The 21,306-nt window shown below is 36.9% G+C and carries 17 protein-coding genes and 1 riboswitch; of the genes, 16 read left to right on the top strand and 1 reads right to left on the bottom strand.

Annotated features, from left to right (window positions below):
* The 16 genes from BOQ64_RS08950 to BOQ64_RS08875 all read left to right on the top strand — a co-directional run bounded on the left by BOQ64_RS08950 (window position 1) and on the right by BOQ64_RS08875 (window position 19,326).
* The gene (locus BOQ64_RS08950) at window positions 1-420 is read left to right on the top strand and encodes a Fur family transcriptional regulator (protein WP_089734725.1); all 420 of its coding nucleotides are present in this window, start codon (window positions 1-3) and stop codon (window positions 418-420) included.
* 44 nt (window positions 421-464) lie between these two features.
* Window positions 465-2,450: a heavy metal translocating P-type ATPase gene (locus tag BOQ64_RS08945; RefSeq protein ID WP_129057775.1), complete on the top strand. Its 1,986-nt coding sequence runs from the start codon at window positions 465-467 to the stop codon at window positions 2,448-2,450.
* 318 nt (window positions 2,451-2,768) lie between these two features.
* Window positions 2,769-3,131 carry a hypothetical protein gene (locus BOQ64_RS08940; RefSeq protein WP_129057774.1) on the top strand — a complete coding sequence of 121 codons (363 nt, stop codon included), beginning with the start codon at window positions 2,769-2,771 and terminating at the stop codon, window positions 3,129-3,131.
* A gap of 270 nt (window positions 3,132-3,401) precedes the next feature.
* Complete coding sequence (locus BOQ64_RS08935; RefSeq protein WP_228448280.1) at window positions 3,402-3,587, top strand: YHS domain-containing protein; 186 nt, start codon at window positions 3,402-3,404, stop codon at window positions 3,585-3,587.
* On the top strand, window positions 3,574-4,251 hold the full coding sequence (locus BOQ64_RS08930) for an SCO family protein (protein WP_129057772.1): 678 nt from the start codon (window positions 3,574-3,576) through the stop codon (window positions 4,249-4,251). The genes BOQ64_RS08935 and BOQ64_RS08930 overlap by 14 nt, the downstream gene beginning before the upstream one ends.
* A 144-nt stretch (window positions 4,252-4,395) precedes the next feature.
* Window positions 4,396-5,070 carry a superoxide dismutase gene (locus tag BOQ64_RS08925; RefSeq protein ID WP_129057771.1) on the top strand — a complete coding sequence of 225 codons (675 nt, stop codon included), beginning with the start codon at window positions 4,396-4,398 and terminating at the stop codon, window positions 5,068-5,070.
* Window positions 5,071-5,073: 3 nt separating this feature from the next.
* Entirely contained in the window at window positions 5,074-5,445 is a 372-nt protein-coding gene (locus BOQ64_RS08920) for a hypothetical protein (protein ID WP_129057770.1), read from the top strand.
* Between the two features lie 221 nt (window positions 5,446-5,666).
* Window positions 5,667-6,590, top strand: a complete 924-nt coding sequence (locus tag BOQ64_RS08915; RefSeq protein ID WP_129057769.1) for a hypothetical protein — start codon at window positions 5,667-5,669, stop codon at window positions 6,588-6,590.
* A gap of 4 nt (window positions 6,591-6,594) precedes the next feature.
* Window positions 6,595-8,574, top strand: coding sequence for a TonB-dependent receptor plug domain-containing protein (locus BOQ64_RS08910; RefSeq protein WP_129058073.1), 1,980 nt, complete (start codon window positions 6,595-6,597; stop codon window positions 8,572-8,574).
* Window positions 8,575-8,618: 44 nt separating this feature from the next.
* On the top strand, window positions 8,619-9,485 hold the full coding sequence (locus BOQ64_RS08905) for an MbnP family protein (RefSeq protein WP_129057768.1): 867 nt from the start codon (window positions 8,619-8,621) through the stop codon (window positions 9,483-9,485).
* A gap of 16 nt (window positions 9,486-9,501) precedes the next feature.
* A complete protein-coding gene (locus BOQ64_RS08900) occupies window positions 9,502-10,521 on the top strand; it encodes a cytochrome-c peroxidase (RefSeq protein WP_129058072.1) in 1,020 nt (339 codons plus the stop codon).
* Window positions 10,522-10,639: 118 nt separating this feature from the next.
* Window positions 10,640-10,827: riboswitch (cobalamin riboswitch) on the top strand.
* Window positions 10,828-10,938: 111 nt separating this feature from the next.
* Window positions 10,939-12,981: a TonB-dependent receptor plug domain-containing protein gene (locus tag BOQ64_RS08895; protein WP_129058071.1), complete on the top strand. Its 2,043-nt coding sequence runs from the start codon at window positions 10,939-10,941 to the stop codon at window positions 12,979-12,981.
* The gene (locus BOQ64_RS08890) at window positions 12,978-14,114 is read left to right on the top strand and encodes a YncE family protein (protein ID WP_129057767.1); all 1,137 of its coding nucleotides are present in this window, start codon (window positions 12,978-12,980) and stop codon (window positions 14,112-14,114) included. Before BOQ64_RS08895 ends, BOQ64_RS08890 begins: the two co-directional genes overlap by 4 nt.
* 15 nt (window positions 14,115-14,129) lie before the next feature.
* A complete protein-coding gene (locus BOQ64_RS08885) occupies window positions 14,130-15,350 on the top strand; it encodes a cell surface protein (RefSeq protein ID WP_129057766.1) in 1,221 nt (406 codons plus the stop codon).
* Window positions 15,351-15,380: 30 nt separating this feature from the next.
* The gene (locus tag BOQ64_RS08880; protein WP_129057765.1) at window positions 15,381-17,657 is read left to right on the top strand and encodes a DUF5074 domain-containing protein; all 2,277 of its coding nucleotides are present in this window, start codon (window positions 15,381-15,383) and stop codon (window positions 17,655-17,657) included.
* A gap of 307 nt (window positions 17,658-17,964) precedes the next feature.
* The gene (locus BOQ64_RS08875; protein WP_129057764.1) at window positions 17,965-19,326 is read left to right on the top strand and encodes a hypothetical protein; all 1,362 of its coding nucleotides are present in this window, start codon (window positions 17,965-17,967) and stop codon (window positions 19,324-19,326) included.
* A 286-nt stretch (window positions 19,327-19,612) separates the two neighbouring features.
* On the opposite strand, the gene BOQ64_RS08870 is transcribed toward BOQ64_RS08875, so the two are convergent.
* Window positions 19,613-21,301: a T9SS type A sorting domain-containing protein gene (locus BOQ64_RS08870; RefSeq protein ID WP_129059688.1), complete on the bottom strand. Its 1,689-nt coding sequence runs from the start codon at window positions 21,299-21,301 to the stop codon at window positions 19,613-19,615.
* Between the last annotated feature and the right edge of the window lie 5 nt (window positions 21,302-21,306).

Raw genomic sequence — 21,306 nt, 5'->3', positions numbered from 1 at the left:
ATGAAAAAAGATATAGAAAACAAACTCATCGATAAAAATACCAAGCCTACCAGTATGAGGATTTTGGTATATGATTTTTTAAGCTCACAGGACGCTGCTATGTCTCTGTCTGAAATAGAAAATCACTTTGAGAATGCAGACCGAATTACCATTTACAGAACCTTAAAAACTTTTGAAGAAAAAGGAATTGTTCACAGCATACAGGAAAATACCACCACAAAATACAAACTATGTGATGACGACTGTGATGAGAAAACCCATAAAGACTGGCATCTTCATTTCTATTGTAAAATATGCAAACAGACCACCTGTAAAGAAGATATTTCCTTTCCTGAAAATATACAGACCAATTTCCGGATTGATGAAATAAGACTTTTTGCCAAAGGAATCTGTGAAAATTGTCTCGAAAGTTTGCAATAGCATTGCATCTGTCTCACCTTTAAATTTGTATAAAAATAACAGTTATGGAAAAGTGCTGTAGTACAACCCCGGAAAAAGAAACAAAAGGACATCAACATAATCATTCAGCAGGAGATGGGCACGATCATGACCACGATCACGACGGGCATTCTCATGATACAGGAGATCAGAGCATCTTTCAGATGTTTCTCCCGGCGATTATATCCTTTGTGATTTTATTATTAGGAATTGCATTTGACAATTATATAAAACCTACATGGTTTGCAGGATGGGTACGATTAGTTTGGTTCCTGGCCGCTTATATCCCTGTAGGATTTCCAGTCTTGAAAGATGCTTATAAAAGTATTATTAAAGGAGATGTATTCTCAGAATTCTTTCTGATGAGTATTGCTACCATTGGTGCATTTGCCATCGGAGAATATCCTGAAGGTGTTGCGGTAATGCTTTTTTATGCAGTAGGAGAGGTTTTCCAGTCGATGGCAGTAACCAGAGCTAAAGGAAATATTAAAGCTTTACTGGATCAAAGACCTGATGAGGTTACAATTATGGAAAATAATCAGCCTAAAACGATTAAAGCAAAAGAAACCAAAGTAGGTGATGTCATTCAGTTAAGACCAGGTGAAAAACTGGCCTTAGACGGAGAACTGCTTTCAGATTCGGCATCATTCAATACCGCTGCCTTGACTGGAGAAAGTAAACCGGACACCAAAAATAAAGGAGAAGTAGTATTGGCAGGGATGATTAATATGAACAGTATTGCTCTTGTGAAGGTAACCACAGCTTATGAAGACAGTAAACTAAGTAAAATCTTAGAGCTGGTTCAGAATGCAACTGCTCAGAAAGCGCCTACTGAGTTATTCATCAGAAAATTTGCAAAAGTATACACTCCGATTGTTGTATTTCTTGCCATAGGAATTACTTTTTTACCCTATTTCTTTGTGGATGATTATCAATTCAGAGATTGGTTATACAGAGCATTGATCTTCCTGGTGATTTCATGCCCTTGTGCCTTAGTGATCTCTATTCCATTAGGATATTTCGGAGGAATTGGAGCCGCCAGCCGAAACGGAATTTTATTCAAAGGAAGTAACTTCCTGGATAGTATTGCCGAAATTCAGAACGTGGTGATGGATAAAACCGGAACCATGACGGAAGGCGTTTTCAAAGTTCAGGAAGTAAGCATTAGTCCTGAATTTAATAAAGATGAAATCATGCAGCTGGTTAATCTGCTGGAAAGTAAAAGTACCCACCCTGTAGCCACGGCAATTCATAACTATGTAGGAGATATCAATTATTCCATTCCAATGGAAAACGTTGAAGAGATTGCAGGGCATGGGTTGAAAGCAACGGTCAATGGAAAAGAACTTCTGGTGGGAAACTTTAAGTTAATGGATAAGTTCAGCATCAGCTATGATATCAACCATGCTAATATTGTGTACACTCTTATTGCGGTAGCATACGATAAAAAGTTTGCAGGTTATATCACGATTGCAGACAGTATTAAAGCAGATGCCAAAGAAACCGTTGATAATCTTCATAAAATGGGGGTAAAAGCCACTATGTTAAGTGGAGACAAAGGAACTGTTGTAAAATATGTAGCAGATCAGCTGGGTATTGATAATGCATTCGGAGATCTTCTGCCGGAAGATAAAGTGAATAAAGTAAAAGAAATCAAAGCAAAAAACCAGACGGTAGCTTTCGTAGGAGATGGAGTAAATGATGCTCCGGTAGTTGCTTTAAGTGATGTAGGAATCGCTATGGGTGGATTAGGAAGTGATGCCACTATTGAAACAGCGGATGTGGTCATTCAGGATGATAAACCAAGTAAAATTCCAATGGCTATTAATATTGGGAAGCAAACGAAAAAAATCGTTTGGCAGAATATTATCCTTGCCTTTGCTGTAAAAGCTGTGGTTCTTGTATTGGGTGCAGGAGGTTTGGCTACCATGTGGGAAGCTGTGTTTGCTGATGTAGGAGTTGCTTTACTGGCAATTTTAAATGCAGTGAGAATTCAGAGAATGAAGTTTTAGAAACTAAAAACATACGGCTATATTATATTAAGAAGGCTCTGCTGGTAACAGCGGAGTCTTTTCTGTTGGAAAACGCAAAGGCGCAAGGATTTTTATTCACATTGTGTATATTTTAAAGCTCAAAAAAATAAGCAGTATTCAATTTTATCGCAGATAAAATCCTTGCGCCTTAAAAACATAATCTTTTAAAAAGATCCTTGCGCCCTTGCGAATTCCAACAAAACATAAGAGATCAATAAAAATCCATCAATGACATTCATCATAAATAGAACAGAAAACAATTTTGAAGTAGTATATTTGTAACACAGAACTGAAGAATTGAGGTTATTTATTTCCATATTTATCATTTTTACGGTTGCAGTACGTCCTGTTCTGCCATTGGTAAACTATGCGGTAAACTATGATTATATAGTGAAAAATCTTTGTGAAAACAGAGAGGTTCCTCAGTCTACCTGTAAAGGAAAATGCTACGTTGAAAAAGAACTGGCAAAAACAGAAAAGCAATCCAACAGTTCACAGACGATAAAGATTGCTGGATTAGATGTCTTTATTTCTCATGAAATTCTTTCTTTTTCAGATAAAAAAGATACTGAATTGCAGGATGAGACTCCAGATTCATATTATTTTGATTCCCATTCTTCAGACTATTTTTCAAGGATATTCCATCCACCTTTAGTTTAATGTTTTACATTGAACTAAGATTTTAGTTTTTGTATAAAGTCTATTTAAACAATTCATTACAGATTAACCTAAAAAACTTTGTTAGTAGGAATTTATAGGATTCCAACTGATCGTATGGTTGTTGTTACGTACTGTTTAGCCTTACAATTGTATTCAAAAATATTAATTTCAATTGATCATTAAATGAAATTTCCAATTATTTTGACGGCTCTGCTGTCAATAACCCTCTTTTCCTGCGCCAAAGAACCCCAGGTAAAACACAAAAGCAATATGGACTCTTCAGGAGAAAACATAAAGAATGTTCAGGTAGTGAATGAAGAAGATCCTATCTGCCATATGAAAACAGCAGGTTCTTTAAAAGATACTGCGGTATATAAAGCTAAAGTATATGGCTTCTGTAGCTCATACTGTAAAGATGAATTCAAGAAAAATCCTGAAAGTTATGCCCAAAAATAATCAGAAGAATAACAAGAGCAAAATCATTATTCCGATTGCAGTGTTTGCTTTACTGTTCTTAGGAATAGGAGTTGGAATGAGTTATTTTAAAAAGAGTCTTTATACCGTGATGAAGGTTCCTGATTTTGAACTCACGGATCAGAACGGGAAAAAAATCACCAATAAAGATATGTTGGGAAAAGTGTATCTGGTAGAGTTTTTCTTCAGTAAATGTCCTACCATTTGTCCCGTAATGAATACGAACATGAAAGCGGTTCAGAACCAAATTAACAATCCGGATTTTGGAATTATCTCCATCAGTATTGATCCTGACAATGATACTCCGCAAACCTTAAAAGAGCATGCTCAAAGAATAGGTGCAAAATCTCCTAACTGGCATTTCCTGACAGGAGACAGAACCTATATCGGGAAACTTGCAGATCAGTTCAATATTTATGTAGGCGATAAAGAAGATGAAGCAGAAAGTCTTAATCACAGCGGAATGATTGCGCTGGTAGATGAGAATGGTAATATCCGTTGCAGATACAATAAAGAAAATATGCCGATCCTTTATTACTCAGGATTGAATTACGAAGATCCTGAAGGAAAGAATCCTAAGCTTACCGGAAAATACCATCCGGACAGAGAAATCCTGATTGAGGATATTAAGAAGTTATTAAACTAGGATGGAAGAGGGAAGATCGAAGATGGAAGGACTCTTCGTTTATAGAATAAAAGGAGTTCCGATTATTAACTAATATAACTCCCAGCTTCCAGCACCCTTACTTCCTTTCTAAAAAAATATTGTTAAACCATATAACAAAACATTATGAAGATTATGAAAATAGCTGCTTTAGGAGCAGTATTCGCGGCTCAGTTTACACTGGCACAATTTAAACAAACTCCTTTGCCTTATGCTTATAATGCATTGGAAGGATCAATTGATGCGCAAACAATGGAAATCCATTATTCAAAGCATGGGGCAGCCTATGCGAGCAACCTGAATAAAGCGATTGCAGGAACTCCTCAGGAAAAAGAAACTTTAATTAAAATTCTTTCTGAGACTTCAAAATTAAGTCCTGCAGTAAGAAATAATGCTGGCGGACATTATAACCACGAATTGTTCTGGACGATCCTTACTCCGGAGAAGAATACTCAACCCTCTGCAAAATTAGCAAAAGCAATTACTGAAACTTTTGGAAGTATGGATGCTTTCAAAGAAAAGATGAGTAAAGCTGGTGCAGACCGTTTCGGGTCAGGATGGGCGTGGCTTTCTGTGGATAAAAACGGAAAACTTTTCGTTTCTTCTACGCCTAATCAGGATAACCCATTGATGGATATTGTGGAAGAAAAAGGAACTCCTATCCTGGGAATTGATGTTTGGGAACATGCTTATTATCTGAAATATCAGAACAAAAGAGCAGACTACCTTTCTGCCATCTGGAATGTGCTGAACTGGAAAGAAGTGAGCAAAAGATATGATGATGCTTTAAGCAAAAAATAATTCATGAAATTAATTTACAGCCTACTCTTTATAAGCTATATGGTGTTCAGACCTCTGATACCCCTGGCTGAGTATGCTGTAAATTATAATTATATTGTTAATACGCTCTGTGTTAACAAAAGTAAACCGGAGCTTCACTGTAAGGGAAAATGCCATTTGAGCAAAGAGCTGGCAAAAGCAAACAGTGATACGGAATCTACTCCTTTCAATAAAACAAAGAATTCAGGCCAGAAAATTCTTGATATCTATACCCTGCCTGAAATTACAGAGATCCTTCACACTGGAAAAACTATAGTTTCCAACACTAATTTCATCTACGAAACAGCCTATTCTTTTCTGTTTCTGAAACACATTTTCAGACCACCGGTTTTTTAGGATTCTCCTATAGAAAATTAAGCACAAAAGTGTATTTAAGATATCTTGAATATGCTTAATGTACCTATTTCATAAAGGGTTATGACTTATCCACACGCTGTGGATAACTTTAAAGCACCTTACATGTTATAAAAATATTTGTGCCTTTTGTGGTAAAAAAATCTTGAATGTTTCAGCATTCAAAGTATTTCTATTGTATTTATCCAACTAAAAAATCAACAATGAAAATGTATCATATTTTCATCATGGGACTTTTGTTGATGGCTGTTTCCTGCACCCTCGACAAAACCGATTATGAAAGCGAAATCAACACGGCCGTTCCGGAACATTACGAATTTAAAGAAGCAGCAACAGTAAACACAGATGGCTATACCATAAGCGTCGAGACTTTAAACGGAACATTTTATCAGGGGTATAATGAAATCAGAATAAAGATTACCAATACCCAGACTCATGAAAATATCAATACTTCGGAGGTCACTTTTTTACCGATTATGTCGAAAGCTGATGGGAGTAAAACTTCATGTCCGTATCAATACAATCTGAGTTATAAAAAGGAAGGTAAATATTATTCAGGATATTCTGTATTTACGGATAAAAGCAATGCTTCCGGGAACTGGAAACTTTATTTGAGTTTTACGGTGAACCAAAAAGTATATGCTATCAACGAAGATATTACTGTGGCTGAACAGAATAATAAAAATCTGAATATGACCTCGTTTACGGGAAATGATGGGGAACAATACTACATTGCTCTTGTTTCCCCTCAGAAACCTAAAGTAGCAGAAAATAAACTGGTAGCAGGAATTTATAAATACAATAAGCCTGCGGTTTCCACAGGAAGTTTTCCTGATCCTTCACAGTTCTCCTATTCAGAGGTGAAAGGATATACTTTACAATTGGATCCAAGAATGCCGGAACCTTCGATGGGAAATCACTCATCACCTAATAATAAAGATTTAATACAGGAAAATGACGGTCTCTACCATGGTGTTGTTAATTATACCATGACAGGAAACTGGACCTTAAATTTTATCCTGTTGAATCAAAATGGAAAAATTATCAAAGGAACCAAGGTTTCTACAGATTTTACACCAGGTGTTCCGGGGGCTAAAAGCGAATTGTTTATTGATACTTTATTCTAATGCCATGAAGCAGTTCGGAATAATATTGATCTTTTTGGGTGTTGTAATGAATGCTCAAAATAGGAAAACACGAAAAGACAGCATTACTCTTCTGGATAAGGTAGAAGTAAAGAGTAGCAAAAAGAAAATTGAAACGGATATGAAAATGGCAGTTTCAATAGACGAGTTTTTGGCTTCTTCAGACAAAATAAGCTTTATAAAACGGGGAGCGTATGCCTGGGAACCTTTACTCAATAACATGAGTACGGAAAGATCTGTTGTTACCATTGATGGGATGCGTATTTTCGGAGCATGTACTGATAAAATGGATCCTGTAACGTCGTATATGGAGAGCAATACACTTTCGGCGATCGATATAAAGTCAGGGCAGGAAGGAAGTTCTCACGGGGCTACAATAGCAGGAAGTATTGATCTGAAAAGAAAAAGTACTCCTTTCGGCCTTGAAAAAAAGTGGAATGGAATGTATCAGACAGGCTTTGAATTCAATAATAAGCAGTTTTTCAATCTGGGAAATATTTCCTATTCCGGCAAAAAACTTGTGGTGGATGGAAGTATTTCCTTCCGGAAAGCAGAAAATTATTATGATGGAAATGGCGCTGAGGTCAATCATTCACAATATAATAAATTCAATACCGGAATTGGAATAGCTTATAAAACAAGCCCTTTATCTTCAGTAAGAGTAGACGCTATTTTTGATATGGCAAAAAGTGTGGGGTTTCCTGCATTACCGATGGATTTATGGCTTTCCAGGGCGATGATTACTTCAGCTTCCTATAAGCAATTGTTTAAAGAAGGATTGATTAAATCCTGGGATACGAAAATCTATTATAATACCATAGAGCATTATATGGATGATACCGGACGTCCCGAAAATCTTGTACACATGGATATGCCGGGATGGAGCACTACTTATGGACTGGTTTCTTCTTTGAATCTGAAAAAAGAAAGATATACTTCAGCCATAGAGCTCAATATGTACAATAATACATCCATTGCAGAAATGAGGATGTATCCACAGGACAGAAAGAACAGATCCATGTTTGCGTACAGCTGGCCTTGGGTAACCACACGCTTTGCAGGACTTTCAATGACTAACAACTGGGAAATATCAGATAAAAGCAGTTTGAGTTTGGGTGGATCTTTAGGACTGAACTATAATGAGTCCAAATATGTTGAATTCAACTGGATTTTTCATCCGGGAGCATCTCAGCAAAAGACGAGGATTCTTCCCAGTTTACATGCAGGTTATCAATTTACACAAAATCATTTTAGCTTTTCTGTAGGAACGGGTTATGGGCATAGAGCTCCTTCCGTTTCAGAAGGCTATGGATATTATATCTACAATAGCTTTGACCGTTATGATTATATCGGAAATCCTGATTTAAAAAATGAAATTTCCTATGAAACCAATGCCAGTGCAGGGTTTAAAAATGAAAAAATGAGTATTGAAGCTAAAGTAAACTACTTCTATATTCAGAATTACATTATCGGGAAAATTCTAAGTCTCGGAAGTCCAATGAATTACCAATCGGTAGGAGTGAAGGCTTATACTTCATTAGATCATGCAACACTTTTCAATATGTCTCTGAATGGAAGCTACAGCATTTTACCAGAACTCCATTGGAAAGGAACTTTAACCTATGCCCGCGGAAGAGATGATAAAGGAAAGAATCTACCCTTCATCCGCCCATTGAGTTATTTAAGTTCTTTACATTTTAACCATCATAATTTCGGTGTTCAGACTTCTGTAAACGGAGACTTTATCCAACGTAATTACAGCCCAGAATATGGAGAAGACCAAACTCCGGCTTATACAATATGGAATTTCTCCGTGAACTATACTTTCAAGATCCAAAAATTGAAAACCGTTTTTCAGGTAGGCGCAGAAAACCTGTTGAACAAATACTACAGCACCTATGCAGATTGGGGAAACATCCCAAGAATGGGGCGTAATATCTATACCTCTTTAAAATTCAGTTTTTAAGGATAAAAACAACTTTAATCAAAACAACCACTAAAATTTTTACAATGCAAAACTTTAAAAAATATCTACTAGTATCCGCTTTTTCATTAGGTGTAATTTCATGCCAGAATAGTGATGATAACTCTGTAGCGAATAACGTAACCCTTGAGTTTAATAATACTTTTAAAAATACAACCATTGTTCTTGGAGGATCTACGTCTGCTACTGCAACTACAAATATTTCTGCAGAAGGACAGGTTCACCACTTTTCAGAATTGAAATACGTCATCAGTAATATTCGTTTGATAAAAGCAGATGGCAATGAAGTTCCTTATAAAATTAATGACCTTGATCAGGGAGCTACCGTGATAGATCAGTCGAAACCGGAAACCCTTCGTTATATTCTGAGTAATATCCCAGCTGGAGAATACAAAAGAATTAAGTTCGGATTGGGAGTAAAAAGAGATCTGAATGTGCTGGATCAGGTGAGATTTCCAAAATTCTATGCTACTGCAGGTGCTAATGACACTCAAATGATGTGGGAATGGGGAGCTGGCTATCGCTTTACGAAAATAGAAGGTTTCTACGGAACAGATAACAAACAGATGTCTATTCATACGGGAAGTACCATCAAAGCATCTGAAGGAAACTTTACCCAGGGAGTAGATGCATACAGAGACGTTACCTTAGACCTGCCTAAAACTGCAATAGTAGATAACAAAGCTCCTAAAATTATTGTGAAAGCAGATTTTGATAAGTTGCTGACGGGTAAGATCAATACCATTGTACTGGTTACCGGAACAGGATCAGATGGAAATGCCACTCCGAATATTCATACAGCCAATCAAATGATAAAATTTGTGGATAACTTAGGAGGAAACGGCTCCAGTGATATTTCAGGAATGTTTTCAGTAAGTAGTGTTGAAAACTAGATTTATTTCAGCTGTAATGGAAAAAGGATTAAGCATTTTAACGATTTTTATACTGTTAATCTCTTGTAATAACGATCATTATGAGCCAGCTCCTATTGATAATCCGAAATTAATACTTAATATTCCTTTAGGTTTTCCGGAACTTAATACTTCTGTGAATTCCAATTTGCCTACAAAATATGGAGTAGAGTTGGGAGAAAAGCTATTTCATGAAAAAAGACTGAGTGCAGATAATACGGTTTCCTGTTCCAGCTGCCATATTCAGGGAAATGCTTTTGCGGATAACAATGCCCAGGCCATAGGTATTCAGAATAGAGTAGGACTGCGAAATGTACCAGCTATTCAGAATATGATGTTTATGAAGTTTTATAATTGGGATGGAAATATTCTTCAATTGGAAAACCAACCATTGGTTCCTATCATCACTCATGAAGAAATGGGTTCTTCTATTTTGGAAGTCATAGGAAAATTAAAGGATGATCTAATGTATAAAGATTTATTCAGAAAAGCATTTGGAGATGAAGCCGTTACTTCGGAAAGAATATATAAAAGTATTGCACAGTACGAATACATGTTGATTTCTGCCAATAGCAAGTATGATAAAGTAAAACGAAATGAAGGAGATCCTTTTACAGAAAACGAGAAACAAGGTTATCAGACTTTTCAACAAAAATGTGCAAGCTGTCATAGTACAGAGCTTTTTACCGATCAGAGCTTCAGAAATATTGGATTTCCTGTAAACTCTAATACCAATGAAGCCGGACGTGGAAGAGTGACAGGAAAGCCGGAAGATTATATGAGCTTCAGAGTGCCCTCATTACGAAATGTAGAATATACGGCTCCTTATGGAAACTTCGGACAGTTCCCAACTTTAAGAGCTGTTCTTGATTATTTTGATAAAGGTGTTTTGGAAGCAGATAATCTTGATCCCATCTTTAAAAACAACGGAAACCGGATTCCTCTCACAGAGCAGGAAAAGACCAATCTTATCTTGTTTATGAAAACCCTGAGTGACCGTGAATTTGTGAAAAGATAATCATTGATAATCCTATAAAATTCATTGTTTAAATCCCGTTACAACCTGACGGGATTTTTCATGTTTATGCATTGATAATCATTTTATTCTGCATGACATTGTATCTAAATAGAATTTTATATCTTTGCCGAAATTTGGTGAGCCGTAAAAAGCTCTTAAAAGGGAATCCGGTGAAAATCCGGAACAGACCCGCTGCTGTAAGCTCCGCACCAAAGTTTTTGAAAAGCATATCCACTGTTTCTAGGAATGGGAAGGATTTCAAAAACGGAGTAAGTCAGAAGACCTGCCAAAATAAATAAACGTTTGACGCTTTCGTGGAATAAAGCTTAGGACTACAATGATTCTGTGCAGTACTGCTGTGCTTTGTCGTTGCTTTTCTTATATCCATTAGTGTCATCATTATCCATGAATGAGCTAATGGTAGCAAAACTAACTACATTTCAATTCCATAAAATTGTTTTCACGGTACTCGTGTTAACCTCTCAAACTCTATTTTCTCAAACCAGAAAAAAAGACAGTATTAAAGAAGAAGCCATAAAGGCTGTCAATATCTATAAAAAGAACTTTAAAGAAATTCTTCCGGCCCAGACTTTACAGGGTGAAGAGCTTGAAAGACTGAACAGCCACTCTGTTGCAGATGCGCTGAGGTATTTTTCCGGACTTCAGATCAAAGATTATGGAGGTATGGGTGGTATGAAAACCGTCAATATCCGAAGTATGGGAAGCCAGCATGTAGGCGTATTCTATGACGGTATTCAACTGGGGAATGCCCAAAACGGACTGGTAGACCTTGGAAGATATTCTCTGGATGATTTGGAAGAAATTTCATTGTACAACGGACAAAAAAGTGAAATCTTTCAGCCTGCAAAAGACTTCGGGTCATCAGGATCTATCTATTTACAGCCCAAAACACCAGTATTCACAGGAAACAGAAAAACCAATCTCACTATAAGAGCAAAAAGTGCTTCCATTGATTTATTTAATCCTTCATTCCGATTAGAACAAAAGATTTCAAAACGGATTGCAACGAGCTTCAGTGCAGAGTTTCTTCAGAGTGACGGTCTTTATAAATTCCGTTATGGCAGAAAATTTCCCAATGGAGCCACAGCTTCTGATACCATTTCCAAAAGATATGATTCAGATATTAAAGCAAAACGCTTTGAAACATCTGTAAATGGAACTTTGAATAACGGAAGCTGGAATATTCGCGGCTATGGTTATATTTCAAACCGTGGTATTCCTGCCCCTATTGTAAAAAACCGTTTTAAGGCAAGAGGAGCAAGAATGCTGGATGAAACTTATTTTGTACAGGCCAATTTCAGGAAAAAGCTGTTTCCTAAGTTTGAAACTCAACTGAAGGGTAAGTTTGCTTATGATTACACTTATTTTAATGATACGGTAAGGTCTCAGGCACAGTATCAAGCAAAAAATACTTATATCCAACGGGAAGTTTATCTCTCGTCTTCCAATATATATTCAATTACTCCTAATTGGGATGTCAGTTTAAGTGGAGACTTTCAGTACAATAATTTAGATGCTGATTTAAGAAACTTCTCTTATCCTACCCGCTATACAACTCTGGTTGCATTAGCTACAACCTATCAGTGGAACAGATTTAAGTTTTTAGGAAGTCTTTTAGGGACATTTACTTCTGAAGACGTCAAAATGAATTTCAAAGCTGATGACAGAAGAGAATGGACTCCTGCTTTCTTTATGAGCTATCAGCCTGCTTCCATACCGGAACTTACCCTCAGAACTTTCTATAAAAATATCTTCAGGCTACCAACATTTAACGATTTGTATTATACCAGCGTTGGAAATACTTTTCTGAAACCGGAATTTACCCATCAGTATGATCTTGGTTTTACCTATCAGAAAAAGTATGACAAGTCTTTATTCAAAGGACTTTATGTAAAGGTTGATGGGTATTATAACAAGGTGACGGATAAGATCGTTGCCGTCCCTACAACCAATATGTTTCGTTGGATGATGCTCAATCTGGGAAAGGTTGAAATTATAGGAGCAGATGTGAATGTTCAGACCGAAATGATGTTGGGGAATGTTAAGATCAAACCATTATTGGCTTATACTTACCAGAGCGCCCAAGATAAAACAATCACTAAAGGATTTAAAGAAACCTATTACGGAGAGCAAATCCCTTATACACCAAGACATAGCGGATCTTTCACTCTAATGGCAGATTATAAAGACTGGAGTTTTAATTACAGCACAATCTATGTTGGGGAAAGATATGACGGACAGCAGGATAATATCCGGTATAACTATATTCAGCCCTGGTATACCCACGACCTTTCTGTTCAGAGAAAACTAAGCCTTGCCGGGCATCCTTTTAAAATAAACCTTGAAATGAACAATGTCTTTAATCAATATTATGACGTTGTCCTGAATTATCCCATGCCGGGAAGAAACTTCAGACTCACTTTAAATTTTACATTATGAAGAAGCTAAATCTGTTTTTTTTATTTTTTGTATTCATTGCTCTTACTTCCTGCCGTACAGATGATACGATCATTCCTATGGAAGTAGTGGAAGGACTTAACCCTGTTGAAAAAAACACCATAAAAGGATTCTACGTATTGAATGAAGGAAATATGGGAAGTAATAAATGCACCCTTGATTTCTTTGATTATACCAAAGGAACCTATTTCAGGAATATCTATTCCGAAATCAATCCCAATGTTTTAAAAGAGCTGGGAGATGTAGGAAACGATATTAAAATCTATGGCAGCAAGATGTACATCGTTGTCAATGTTTCCAATACCATCGAAGTGCTGGAAGCTAAAACAGCCAAGCATATCAAATCTATCTATTTACAGAACTGTAGATATTTAACATTCAAGGATGGAAATGCCTATGCCAGCAGTTATGCAGGTCCTGTAGATATTAATCCATTAGCTCCTAAAGGAAAAGTAGTGGAAATAGATACCTTATCTCTGTCTATCAAAAGAAATGTAACGGTAGGATATCAGCCTGAGGAAATGGAAATCGTGGGGAACCAGTTGTTTGTAGCCAATTCCGGGGGATATATGGTTCCGAATTATGATAAAACGGTTTCTGTAATTGATCTGAACACCTTTACAGAAAAGAAAAAAATTGATGTAGCCATCAATCTTCACCGTCTTAAAAAGGACAATTATGGAGATCTGTATGTAAGCTCAAGAGGAGATTACTATAACGTTCCTTCTAATTTATATCTGGTAGATGCAGCAACAGGCACCATTAAAAAAGATTTTCATATTGCAGTAAGCGAAATGACCATCGTGAATGATAAGCTGTATTACTACGGCAATGAATTCAATTACAATACCCATGCTTATGTAAAAACATTTGGGATCATTGATGTAAAAACAGAGCAGGTCATTTCCAACAGAATTATTGACAAAGAGTATGAAGACATTATTAAAACTCCATACGGAATTGCTGTAAACCCAATTACAGAGGACATTTATATGACAGATGCCCGAAACTATGTTTCCATGGGATTTGTATACTGCTTTGATAAAAACGGACACTTTAAATGGAAAACCGAAGGCGGAAATATCCCTGCCCATTTTGCCTTTTTATATAATTAAACAAAACTGATAAACATGAATAAAAGAACGCTTAATTATTTAAAAGCCGGACTATTATCTCTGCTTTTTGCAGGAATAATTGCCGCCTGTCAGAGTGATGATGAGGTGGCTGCACCGGTTCCTGTCGATCCGGAAGTAATACCACCAGCATTTAAATTAGATACAGCCTATACCGTTGAACGTTTTAGAGTTTTAAATATTCCTACCGATATTTCCGGAAAAATTAGCTGGAGCATTAAAGATTCTATTATTTCCGAAAATGCTGAACTGGAATTCATCAGTACCAAAACGGCTACTTATCCTCTGACATTAAAGGTGGGTGCCAATAAAGTATTTCATTCCAAAATTATAGTCACCAAAGAAGCCGGAACGCTGAGTAAGTATATCTCTAAAGTATTCGATTTCCGTCCTGCTGTTGGGCAGTTTATGAATGAAATTCCGGAGTTTGAGCAGGGAAATACCGAAGCCGATATGATTAAAAAAGCTAACAGCTATCTGGTAGGCTCTAATCCGTCAATGGTAAGCCTTGGAGGTTTTGGAGGCTATGTAGTATTTGGTTTTGATCACACAATTCCCAATCTGGAAGGAAGAGATTTTAAAGTGTTGGGAAATGCATTCTTTGGAAATGCAGCCAATGATCCCCGTTCAGGAAACTGCGAACCTGGAATTATTATGGTGGCTTATGACAAAAACAAAAATGGGAAACCTGATGATAATGAGTGGTATGAAATTGCAGGAAGTGAGTATTTCAAAAATACTACGACAAAAGATTATAATATTACGTATTTCAGACCAGACGAAAATAAAGCACCTGTTCCGGGAAATACCGGATGGCAAACTGATATAGAATACATCAAATGGCAGGATAATCTTGGGAATACAGGATTTAAAACAAAGAATACCTTCCATGCACAAAGCTATTATCCGCTATGGCTTTCAAATGCTTCATATGGTTTTACCGGCACAAGACTTAAAGATAATTTTTACGATCAAAGTGGAACTGGAAGCTATTGGGTAGGAAAATCTTACGATTTCGGATATGCAGATAATGCTCCCAATAATGATGAAGCTTCCAATATTGATATTTCCTGGGCGGTTGACAGAAACGGGAAGTATGTAAAACTATTGGGAATTGATTTTGTAAAAGTGTATACCGGAATCAATCAGGAAGCTGGCTGGTTAGGGGAAGTTTCTACAGAAGTAGCCGGAGCTTACGATTTACATTTAAAAAAATAATCAACATATAAAATCTTTAAATTAATAAAAATGAAAAAGTTTTACCTTTTTACCGTACTTTTTCTGTTTGCATTTTTCACGAATGCCCAGATCAAAGTACAGGGTGTACCCCGGAATGATGTTTCTGGGAATACTCCATTAACTACCACCAATGTTACTGCGAATATCAGTTTCTCTGATATTCAGTATTGGGTAGGAACAGGTTCCAATCAGGCTGCATTTGTTGTACAGTGGAATGACAGTAAAAATCCAGATGCTTTGGTATGGGGATTCAGATGGAACGGAAATGCTACAGGAGAAGATATGCTGAAAGCTATTGCTAAGGCAGATCACAGACTTTTTACCCTTTTGTATCAGGGAACACAGTTCGGAACTGCAATAGGCGGTCTGGGTTTTGATTTGAACAGTCAGAATTCTAATGCACTGATTAAAAGCGGAAATACAATCTATCCATTATATCCTGTAGATGGAATTGTAAACACAACAGCTTATGATTTTGATGATTATACTGCACAGGATACTAATGATCACTGGGCTTCAGGATGGTATAACGGCTTCTGGTCCTATTATGTTAAAGATCCTACAGATACCGATTTCGGATTTTCCGGGGTAGGAGCAACTTCAAGAGCTTTGCAAAACGGTTCGTGGGATGTATGGAACTACAGCCCTATGTCAGGATCATTTCCAATTTCTTCAACATTAACACCTGTTTCTCCTTATGTAAGTTCTACAAACTTTACTGATGGATTTTTTATGGTGAATGAAGAATGGTTTGGGCATACCAACGGTTCGGTTAACTTTATAAGCAATAATGGACCTATTAATTACCGTGTTTATAGTAATGCTAACAATAATCATGCTTTCGGGGCCACTACCCAGTACGGAACAATTTATGGAGATAAATTCTATTTTGTATCTAAACAGGCTGCGGATGGTGGAGACACTCAGTATACACCTGGTGGAAGATTGGTGGTAGCAAATGCTCAGACCATGCAAAAAATTGCAACATTCAATACGATTGGAAGCGGAGACGGAAGATCATTCCTTGGAGTAAATCAGCATAAAGGATATATCGGAGCCTCTAACGGAATTTATCTGTTTGATATTGATAATCTGCAGATTGGAAGTATGATCACCGGAACAGGTGGTGGAAGCCAATATTCAGGACAGATCGGAAATATGATCCGTACTTCAAAATATGTCTTTGCCGTAAAGCAGGCAGCTGGAGTTTTGGTTATTGACCCTAATACGGATACTGTAGTTACGACTATTGCAGGAGCTTTCAGTTCTATTGTTCAGGCAAAGGACGGAAGTGTATGGGCTATTCAGAATCAGAAGCTGACTAATATTAACCCGGCAACACTTACGGTTCAGGATTATAACATTCCTACCTCTAAATACTCAGATTCATGGGGAGCATGGAATGCGGGAAGCTTTACAGCAAGCAATACAGAGAATACCTTGTATTGGATTAAAGCAGGAGCAGGTTTTAATGCCGGAAACCAGATTGTAAGATTTGATGTTACAACAAAAGTATTTAATGAAACATTTATTACAATTCCAGGACAAACAGGAACATTTAAACAGATTCCTTACGGTGCAGCTCTTCGCGTAAACCCTTCTACAGGAAATCTGATTCTGAATACTACAGAAAGCGGGTATGGAGCTCATTTCCAAAAGAACTGGATCCATACATTTAATACAGGCGGTACCCTTATTGATACTAAAACTTTGAATGATTACTATTGGTTCCCTGCATTGGCTGTGTTCCCAGATAATACAGCTCCTGTAGTAAGCAACACATTCCCGTCACAAGTTACAGCAACAGGCACTACAGCTATTGATCTGAAAACACTGGTTTCAGATGAAGACAGCTTTGGATCATCAATTGTAAAATCTGTTAAGTCAAATAGTAATCCGTCAGTAGTATCGGCTGATATCAACGCTGATGAAGAGCTGGTACTTACTCCGATAGGTTCAGGAACAGCAGATATTGTAATCAGCTTCAACTCAAACGGAAAAGTAGTAGAAAAAACACTTAAAGTGAATAGCACTGCTTCTACATTAGCAACAGCAGAGGTGAAAAAGATTGAATTCAGCATTTATCCAAACCCTGTTACGGATGTTGTGTATATCAAAACACAGGAAAAAGTGGTTAATGTTGTCATTTACGATGCTTCAGGAAAACTTGTCAATACCCAATTCAATAACGGACAGATTAATGTAAGCTCATTACCAAAAGGAATGTACATTCTAAAAGCAACAACTGATAAAGCTGTATACCAGCAAAAACTGATTAAAAATTAATTTTAGCATAGCTAATTTTTGTTTCACTCTGATCCGGCCAATTCATGGCCGGGTTTTTTTTGACAAAATCAGACGTTTTTTTTAGTGTTGTCAGAAAAAAGATGAAAATTTTATGTTTTTACTCTAAAGTTTGAGGAGAAAGATTGATAAAAAATACAAGGTTTGAGACCTTTCAGTTATTGAGGTTGTAGAATGCATGTAGAATGTCTGAAGTACGATGGATATTGCAATTGTTGTATGTAAGGCGTAGGTGTATTTTTGGATGTTGGGATATTGGAAATATACTTTTGCCTCAAAATCAAACCAAATGAAAAGCATAAAAAATTATTTATTACCCTTGATATTCTTTGTGAATATCTTGTTCTCTCAGGTAGGTATAGGTACGGCCAATCCCAGGGGTGCGTTAGACATCAATAAAGAAACCACCAATAATATGGGGTTGGTTCTTCCTACCAATGCAGATCCTAAAAACATGATCAACCCCAAAGGTGGTGATGTTGCTATAGGAACAATTATGTATGATTCCACATTAAGTTGTGTAAGAGTTTTTAAACCTACAGGCTGGTCTAATTGTCTGTGTGATCAATGCGGTCCAACCCCCGGACCCAATTTTGCACTAGACTGTTCCAGCGGTTCACTTAGCGGAACTTTCACTTCAGGCACCCAATCGAATGGTACTAAAACAATTAATTATTCCAACGCAACAGGACAGCCATACTCAGCAATATCAGCTCCTTCGTCAGGAGTTTCAGGTCTTGTAGCTTCAGCGGGTGCAGGTACGTTGGCCAATGGAAGTGGAAGTATTTCTCTCAATATTTCAGGAATCCCGTCTTCTTCAGGCACAGCATTATTCACGATTAATATTGCAGGCCAATCCTGTAGCTTTTCTGTGAATGTAAGTGCAGGCGTAATTCCCAAAAGAGTAATATTGTCTTTAGGAGGAGGGATGTATACACCTAATCCGGGAAATACAACAGCACCTACCACAATATTACAGTCATCAGCAAATTTTGGCCCTACAGGAACCGTTCCGTCACAGGGATTTGATATTAAAACTGTTGGAATTACACAAGGAAAATTAGCAGCCAACATTACGACCTACAATCCCTATATGATTATTTTTACCTGGGATTATACTTCCAATGCCGCAGATGCAGTAGCCCTTAAAGATTATCTTGATAAAGGCGGAAGGGCAATGATCTTTCTGCAGCAGGCACAACCCAATCAATTGTTGAATCAGATCTTCGGAGGAACTACGAGCTATAGCGCAGCTACAGCAACAGGCCTTGTTAAACCGATAGCTAATTTAAGCCATCCTATCCTTAATGGTCCTTTTGGGGATGCAAGAGGAAAGCTGGTAGGAGATGATAATGATGATTCCAGTTCTTATACCAATGCTAATATCAACAGTTCCAATGTCGATATTATATCCACAAACAATGGGCAGATGGTAGGTTTTATCCATAAAACATACAAATTGTTCTTCTGGGGAGATGGAGGATTCCCGCTTGGTGCAGTCGATAATACTTCTGCAGCATCATATCCTGCTGGAGTAGATGCATCAGGAAAACCAATCCCGAAAACCAGATTCGGTACCGGAACTTCAGCTTCATCAGTAGTTTATAACAGTATTTTGTATGCTAATGCAGTAGCATGGATGATGCAGTAAATAAAAAGTTAACATTTCTATTAATATTTGTTTGGGCACTGGAAATCTTAGAACAGTTTTGGTTTAACATCACAAGTCTATTTTAAATTGTACACAAGTGCTGATAAGGCAGGTTCTCTTTAACCTGTCTTATTTTTATTTTGAGAACCTTTGGTGATTCATTCGTATTGCTTTATTGTAGGCTCTTTACTGTTTCATGTAGCAGGTGTGTAGTATCTCAGCATTATAGTATAAAACAGGCAGGTTATGTAAACCTGCCTTAACTTATCTTAAAATTATAGAGTCATTATCTTGTCAGGATAATTTTACGGGAATAGATTTTTCCATCTGTGGTATTTACAGTTAAAATATAAACTCCACCAGGCAGAGTAGGCGGTAAATCAAAAGTTTTTGACTTGAACTTTGAATGATACACTTCCGTTCCCGATGTATTTCTCACAGAAATATCAGAATCTATTAGAAGGATATTTCCATCAATTGTAATTTGCCCAGAAGTAGGATTAGGAGATACTGTAAAGTTTCTTTCTGTAGAAACCGTTTTCATTATATTGGACTTTGTAGGTAGTATATTTGTTGGGGAATTAAATGTATTTTTTAATAGTTGTATTTCATTATAATCTAGACTTTTATTATAGATAATTAATTCGTCAAATTCAGCCTGTCTAATAGAAAAACTGAAATCATTATGCATGGGATGGGACATTCCATTTGTATAGGTAACGGGTTTAGACCAGCTGGTACAATAAGTAAATTCTGGGATACCAAGACCAGGAGGAATATTAACACCAGGTGGGAAAAAATCATTGCGAGCAATGCTTGGTATTGCATTGACATATAAACAGAGTGAAAGTGGATTAAACATCGTTCCTTGAGTATCACTAAATACAATTGTATAGAAGTTTAATTTTCCGGGTATATTGGGGCGAGCTAATCGAGTGAACTTTGCGTACTGAGGAGGTGGCGTAAAATTTTGATCTTCTTTTATTTTTATGGTGTCTGGGGTTATATTGATTTTAGCTCCAAACATTTTCAGTTCAATAAAAGCTTTTGAATTTCCAGGGTCCATTCGAGCCCAGAAGGAAACTGTTTTTGGGGTAGCTCGTAAGGAAGAAGGTAATTGAGGGCTAGTGAATTCGTCAACAATCTGCTGATTAGGGGTAAAGCTTAAACCTTTTCTTCCGTCACAAGTAAGCGTATTATTAGCGAAAGTAAGAGGTAAAAATGTACTAGTTAAATTAAAGTTGGAAACAAGATCTTGAGTATTTCCTTCAAATGAATACTGATATAGTGCGTCTGCTAGAGGATCACATACGGAGCGGTCAATAAAATAAGCATAATAAATTCGTATTCCCGTATTGAGACTTAGAAGTCCTCCGTTTAGATTGACTTTAATTCGGTTGAAAGACTTAGTGAGAGTAAATTCAATAGTAGCCCTTGTGGCTCCTTGTTGCCCGATCTTTAGGAGATTGTTGTCAATATTTTTGGTTTCGATAACTGAGCCATATTTATCTATAACATCTATACTGACTGCTTTGAGAAGCTGGATGGATAGGGGAGCGCTTTCGGTTCCGATTCCAATTGTTAACTTGGTTAATTTAGTAGTGGGTGTTGGAAAATACAAGGTCTGTTCAACACGTCCTAATGCTCCTGCATTAATTATGAGAGTTGAATAATCATCTTCGTTATTTCCTGCAGCATTGCTGGGGTTTAATACGCTGCAACTTAAACATACTCCAAATGAATTTGCTGATTGATCATTTGCATATACTTTGTTTTGTGAGAAAAACATTGTATTCATTAGATATAGTAATAAGATCAATACTCCTGTCTTTCTCAGAAGGTAGGCTGCTAATAAATTTATTTTCATGTATTGGGATTTAGGTATTAGTTTTTTTATTGTCAATAAATCATAATACTGTTTTAATAGTATATATAGAAAAAGCGGCAGGCTTTTCAAGCCTGCCGCCTCTGGCATGTTTA

It is taken from the genome of Chryseobacterium sp. CH25, assembly GCF_004119455.1.
Lineage (GTDB): Bacteria > Bacteroidota > Bacteroidia > Flavobacteriales > Weeksellaceae > Chryseobacterium.
The sequence above is the reverse complement of the archived record's forward strand: the minus strand, read 5'-3'. Positions and strand labels throughout refer to the sequence as shown.

Coding starts and splice junctions, on each gene's coding strand:
- BOQ64_RS08935 (WP_228448280.1), top strand. CDS start 3,402: ATGGACTCTTCAGGAGAAAACATAAAGAATGTTCAGGTAGTGAATGAA.
- BOQ64_RS08930 (WP_129057772.1), top strand. CDS start 3,574: ATGCCCAAAAATAATCAGAAGAATAACAAGAGCAAAATCATTATTCCG.
- BOQ64_RS08905 (WP_129057768.1), top strand. CDS start 8,619: ATGCAAAACTTTAAAAAATATCTACTAGTATCCGCTTTTTCATTAGGT.
- BOQ64_RS08895 (WP_129058071.1), top strand. CDS start 10,939: ATGGTAGCAAAACTAACTACATTTCAATTCCATAAAATTGTTTTCACG.
- BOQ64_RS08950 (WP_089734725.1), top strand. CDS start 1: ATGAAAAAAGATATAGAAAACAAACTCATCGATAAAAATACCAAGCCT.
- BOQ64_RS08920 (WP_129057770.1), top strand. CDS start 5,074: ATGAAATTAATTTACAGCCTACTCTTTATAAGCTATATGGTGTTCAGA.
- BOQ64_RS08915 (WP_129057769.1), top strand. CDS start 5,667: ATGAAAATGTATCATATTTTCATCATGGGACTTTTGTTGATGGCTGTT.
- BOQ64_RS08925 (WP_129057771.1), top strand. CDS start 4,396: ATGAAGATTATGAAAATAGCTGCTTTAGGAGCAGTATTCGCGGCTCAG.
- BOQ64_RS08900 (WP_129058072.1), top strand. CDS start 9,502: ATGGAAAAAGGATTAAGCATTTTAACGATTTTTATACTGTTAATCTCT.
- BOQ64_RS08885 (WP_129057766.1), top strand. CDS start 14,130: ATGAATAAAAGAACGCTTAATTATTTAAAAGCCGGACTATTATCTCTG.
- BOQ64_RS08875 (WP_129057764.1), top strand. CDS start 17,965: ATGAAAAGCATAAAAAATTATTTATTACCCTTGATATTCTTTGTGAAT.
- BOQ64_RS08880 (WP_129057765.1), top strand. CDS start 15,381: ATGAAAAAGTTTTACCTTTTTACCGTACTTTTTCTGTTTGCATTTTTC.
- BOQ64_RS08890 (WP_129057767.1), top strand. CDS start 12,978: ATGAAGAAGCTAAATCTGTTTTTTTTATTTTTTGTATTCATTGCTCTT.
- BOQ64_RS08945 (WP_129057775.1), top strand. CDS start 465: ATGGAAAAGTGCTGTAGTACAACCCCGGAAAAAGAAACAAAAGGACAT.
- BOQ64_RS08910 (WP_129058073.1), top strand. CDS start 6,595: ATGAAGCAGTTCGGAATAATATTGATCTTTTTGGGTGTTGTAATGAAT.
- BOQ64_RS08870 (WP_129059688.1), bottom strand. CDS start 21,301: ATGCCAGAGGCGGCAGGCTTGAAAAGCCTGCCGCTTTTTCTATATATA.